Origin of the sequence: uncultured Campylobacter sp., assembly GCF_938018145.1 — a bacterium.
Lineage (GTDB): Bacteria > Campylobacterota > Campylobacteria > Campylobacterales > Campylobacteraceae > Campylobacter_A.
Genome location: NZ_CALIII010000077.1, coordinates 1 through 4567, shown reverse-complemented (window position 1 = coordinate 4567; position 4567 = coordinate 1). Strand labels below are relative to the sequence as shown.

At 47.3% G+C, this 4567-nt stretch carries 4 protein-coding genes; 1 reads left to right on the top strand and 3 read right to left on the bottom strand.

Features of this window, described 5'->3' with window-relative positions:
• Positions 1 to 141: 141 nt before the first annotated feature.
• Positions 142 to 645, bottom strand: a complete 504-nt coding sequence (locus Q0338_RS01710) for a hypothetical protein (protein WP_298085251.1) — start codon at positions 643 to 645, stop codon at positions 142 to 144.
• Complete coding sequence (locus tag Q0338_RS01705) at positions 642 to 1964, bottom strand: AAA family ATPase (RefSeq protein ID WP_298085250.1); 1323 nt, start codon at positions 1962 to 1964, stop codon at positions 642 to 644. Before Q0338_RS01705 ends, Q0338_RS01710 begins: the two co-directional genes overlap by 4 nt.
• Positions 1965 to 2013: 49 nt before the next feature.
• Here Q0338_RS01705 and Q0338_RS01700 point away from each other — a divergent pair, with 49 nt between their 5' ends.
• On the top strand, positions 2014 to 4083 hold the full coding sequence (locus tag Q0338_RS01700; RefSeq protein ID WP_298085249.1) for a M15 family metallopeptidase: 2070 nt from the start codon (positions 2014 to 2016) through the stop codon (positions 4081 to 4083).
• A 301-nt stretch (positions 4084 to 4384) separates the two neighbouring features.
• On the opposite strand, the gene Q0338_RS01695 is transcribed toward Q0338_RS01700, so the two are convergent.
• The coding region (locus Q0338_RS01695) for a hypothetical protein (protein WP_298085248.1) at positions 4385 to 4567 on the bottom strand (183 nt) is incomplete at its 5' end.

Below are 4567 nucleotides of genomic sequence, written 5' to 3'. Positions count from 1 at the left end.
TAAGGGGGAAGGGAGCGACTTCGTAATTCAAGCCCCTTCCCCCTTAACAATAAAGACTAAAATCCAAATTTGACCAAACAAAATTTAGCACCTTAAAGATGCGGGTCTCGGCGAGTAAAATTTATAAATTTAATCCCAAATTTACTGCTCGCCAAAATCCTTGCCAAAATCATCTATCTGATTTAAATCCATCGGTTTTAGCTGATTTTTATTTCCTCGTAAGATATCCTCGACCTGCTCTTTTTGCGATCTTTTTGAGCCCGTGGTTTTGACGTTTTTTAGCGCTTCAAGCAGCTCTTCGATATTTGGTTCGCGCACGGTTTTTAGCGAGATGATGAGCACCTCGTCGATATCGACAGAGTGCTTTTTGGCGGTGTATTTTGCTAGCGTGTCTTTAAATTTTTCCTTGCCGAGCGAGGTTAGCAGATCCTCGACGTAAAAGCTGCCGATAACGACGTTTAGCGCGTCAAGCACGTATGCTTCATTATCCACGACGTCGCGCCCCTCCAGACGCAGGCTTACGCTTACTTTTTTGATCGAGCTTTTGGCGTCTCTGGAGTACAGATCGGTTTCAAAGTTATCGATATTTAACGTCTCGGCAAAGGCCATAACCGCGGCAAAAGCCAGCGCAAAAATCTTTTTCATACGTCTTCCTTAATGTTTTCAAATTTGTTTTCAAGATAGAATTTCTCGACCTCTTCGTCTATTTTAACGACGCTTTGCAAATACTCTCTAAACGGCCGACTTTTGCCGTAAAATATCCTCAGCTTTTTAGGATCGATCGCCCGCGAGAGCGCGACGTAGAGCTGTCCGTTGGCAAAGATATGATTTAGGTCGCACACTAAATTTTCGATACTCATACCTTGGGATTTGTGGATCGTGATCGCGTAGGCTAGCTTTAGCGGAAACTGAGTCAAAGACGCCCTAGCGCGCTCCTCGAGATGTTCGCCCGCCATCACGAATTCGCTCATGTCAAATCTCGCGCGCTCTACCTCGACGATCTCGCCGTTAGCTTTTTGCACGATGACGCTTTTTATCTCGCCGTTTTCTTTTAAAATTTGCATTATCTGTCCGCGCTCGCCGTTATAATACTCGCCCCATTTATTTACGGTAAATATAACTTTCGCGCCGATTTTTATATTTAAAATTTCAGGCGCGTAGAGGTTTGCGATCCAGCGATCCAGCGCGTTTTCGTTTAAATTTTCATCGTAAATTTCAACTAGCGCCTCGGCTCTTTCAAGCTGCGCGGGTAGTTTAGAGAGCATCTTGTTATTTAGCTCGTCCGCTTCGTAGTTACGCCCAAAAAGCACGCTCGTATCGTCATTTACCTGCACGCTTGGCACGCGTAAATTTTCGATATAGCTAAACACCTCTTCGCTCAGTCGCCCGACGCGAAGCATAGATAAGATATCGTAAAATTTCTTATCCTTCGTGCGTTTTGAGACGACTAGTTCGATATTTTTAAACTCAAATTCATGCCACGAGCTAGAGTTAAAAGCATAGAGAAATTTAAACAGCGAGTTGCCGTCATCGCCGTTTTTTCGCACGGGCGGCAGCTGATAAAAGTCGCCCACGAGCATCACGCGCCCGACGAATCGCGAGCTCATCAAGCGGTAATAAATCATATCCATGAGCCCCGCGCTGATCATCGAAATTTCGTCTATCACGATGAGATCGCAGATGTCGAGCATCTTTTTTAGTTCGCCAAGTTTTCCGCGCTGTTTGCGGTCGTAGCCGCGTAGCTCCTCAAGGTTTGAGCAAATGCCGAATTTAAAAAAACTATGCACGCTCACTCCGCCGACGTTTACCGCCGCGATGCCGGTGCTGCCGAGTACTACGACGTTTTTTAGCTCGTTTTTATAGTGCTTGATGACTGCTTGCGTGAGGTGGCTTTTGCCCACGCCGCCGCGCCCGGTGAGAAAAACGTTTGATCTTTTTAATATATCTAACAGCTGGTTTAACACAAATTTCCCTATTTTTTGTAAAATTATAGCTTATTTTTAAGGAGCGAGATTGAAATTTGATAAATTTATACTTTCAGCGGCGGTAGCGTTAGTAATGCTAGGCGGTTGCGCATCGCCAAAAGATACCCGGGACGCGGTAAATTTGCAGGGTCAAGGCGCTAATGCGGCGTCAGCGCATGATATGCCCGAGGAGAGCGCGGACGAAAATTTAGGCCACATCAGTTATCTAAAATTTGACGTCGATCAAAATGCAAATGCGCTACCGATACTGCCTTTTGAGGCGCAGAGTAGCGGCGAAACGCTACTGCAAAAACGCTTTAACTCGCTTGATCTAAGAGCGCCTTCAACCACCGCAAAAGACGCTTTTTGGGCGCTAGACTACTATAAAAATACGGCAAAAAGGCAGTATTATTTCTCAAATATGCGCAAAATCCCAAACGAGTGGTTTGAAAAAGTGCGCAAAAACGCTAGCGTGGAGAGCTTCGGTAAAGTCTCTCTACCTGCGATAACGACGGCAAATACTAGCCTGCGAAACCTACCGACCGACGAGGCCGTGCTTTATAATCCCGTACGCGCTGGCGAAGGGCTACCGTTTGACTACGCCCAGCTATCTTTCGTCTCTATCGGATATCCGCTTTACGTTTCGCACTTTTCGGCCGACGGCGCGTGGGCGTTCGTAGGTAGCGACGCCGCATGGGCCTGGGTGAAATCGACCGAAATCAAAATTTTAAGCGCAGAGGCCGTGCAGGAGCTAAAAAACTCTAAATTTTTAAGCGTTATCAAAGACGAAGAGCCCGTCTACGACAAAAACGGCAACTTTTTATTTTACGGACGCATAGGGGCGATTTTGCCGTTTCAAAGCGAGGATCAGTTTAAATTTTACGGCAAAATCCAGACCCAAAGCGGGCTAAAAAACTACGAGATCTCAAAACAAAGCGCGAGCCGCTTTCCGCTTAAATTTAGCGACGAAAACGTAAGGGCGCTGGCGTCATCGCTACTAGGGCAAAGCTACGGCTGGGGCGGGTTTGGCGGCAAGCGCGACTGCTCGCTGTTTTTGCAGGATTTCCTGGGTAGCTTTGGCGTGTGGCTACCGCGAAACTCAAAGGCTCAAGGCCAAATCGGCAAGGTCGTAAGCCTGGCAAATTTAAGCGCGGAAGAAAAACTGCGCGTCATCAAAACGCAGGCAGTGCCGTATAGAACGCTATTTCACATGAACGGACACATCATGCTCTATGCCGGCCTGCGCGGAGACGAACCGCTCGCCGTGCACGACGTCTGGGGTATCCGCACGAAAGATAACGGCAGAGCCATGATCGGCGGCGTGGCGATCACGACGCTAAAAATCGGCTCGGACGTAGCAGACATCGATCCAAAACGCTTGCTAGTTTCGCGTATAAACTCCATGAACACCTTTGAAATAGCTAGCGGCGAAGAGGCGCAGCGCGCTAAACAATCGGCAATCGAAAAAGCTTACGGCGTGAAAATAGTCGGCAACGAGGTGATTTTTGCGGACGGCGCTAAGATCAAATTTGACGACGGCGAGGCAAAAGATACGGCACACCTGCTAAACCTTGCCGACGTCGAGGATACTTTTGCGCAGCCTTATCCGCTATTTAAGCCTCTAGCTCTACCTAGCAATGACGCTGGCAGATACCGAAACTACGAGCTTTTGGATAAAATTTACGGCGCGAGCGAGGCGGAAGTGAAGGCAAATTTAACGGATGTCGTTTGGCTAAAAAATCACGGCGGCAAGACGTTTAAATTTAACTCCAAAAACGGCGCGGCAGCAGCTCTGCAAGCCGTCTCAAACGAGCTTGACGCGCTGGTCGTGCAAAAACCCGAGCTGCTAAAATTTCTTGATAATCCGTCAGGTACATTTAACTGGCGCGTGATCGAAGGCACAAAGCGCAAGAGCTCCCACTCCTACGGCATCGCGATCGACATAAATACCGACAAGAGCGACTACTGGCGCTGGAGCAAGGACGGCCGCTACCGCAATCAAATCCCCGAGGAGATCGTGCGCGTATTTGAAAAGCACGGCTTCATCTGGGGCGGGCGCTGGGTTAGCTTTGATACGATGCACTTCGAGTATAGACCGGAATTTGGGCATCTAAGATAAATTTGACGGCGATTTTAACGATAAATTTGGGTGAAATTTGGCTCAAATTTATCGTTGCGTTTTGGCTGGCAGCTAGGCGTCGCAGACCGTAAATTTAAGCTACAATCAAGAAGGTGCGAATAAATTTTGCTTTGCCGCTTTTTGGCGTAAAATTTAAGGCAGACGACACGAAAAATCTATCGCTTCTGTGGCAAATTTGAGCTAAACCGGGATTAAATTTGCCGTCAAGTTCAGCTAAATTTTTAGTAAAAGCTGGATTAAATTCGGCGGTTTGATTTCGGCAAGCGAGGCATTTTCGCGTTTACGTGCTTTTTGATATTTGGCAAAAATTTGCAAGCGATTGCGAGAGGCTCGCCACCCTTTTTGCGGTTTGTAAATTTAGCTTTGGCATAGGCCGAGCGGTTAAATTTGACGCCGAAACGACGCGGTCTTGGTTTAGCCTACGTTTTATAATTTTTATAGTTCGTAAATTTTGCGCTAGCGG

What these genes read in the sequence shown, in the direction of transcription:
- Q0338_RS01710 (WP_298085251.1), bottom strand. Translation starts at nt 645, where the DNA reads ATGAAAAAGATTTTTGCGCTGGCTTTTGCCGCGGTTATGGCCTTTGCC.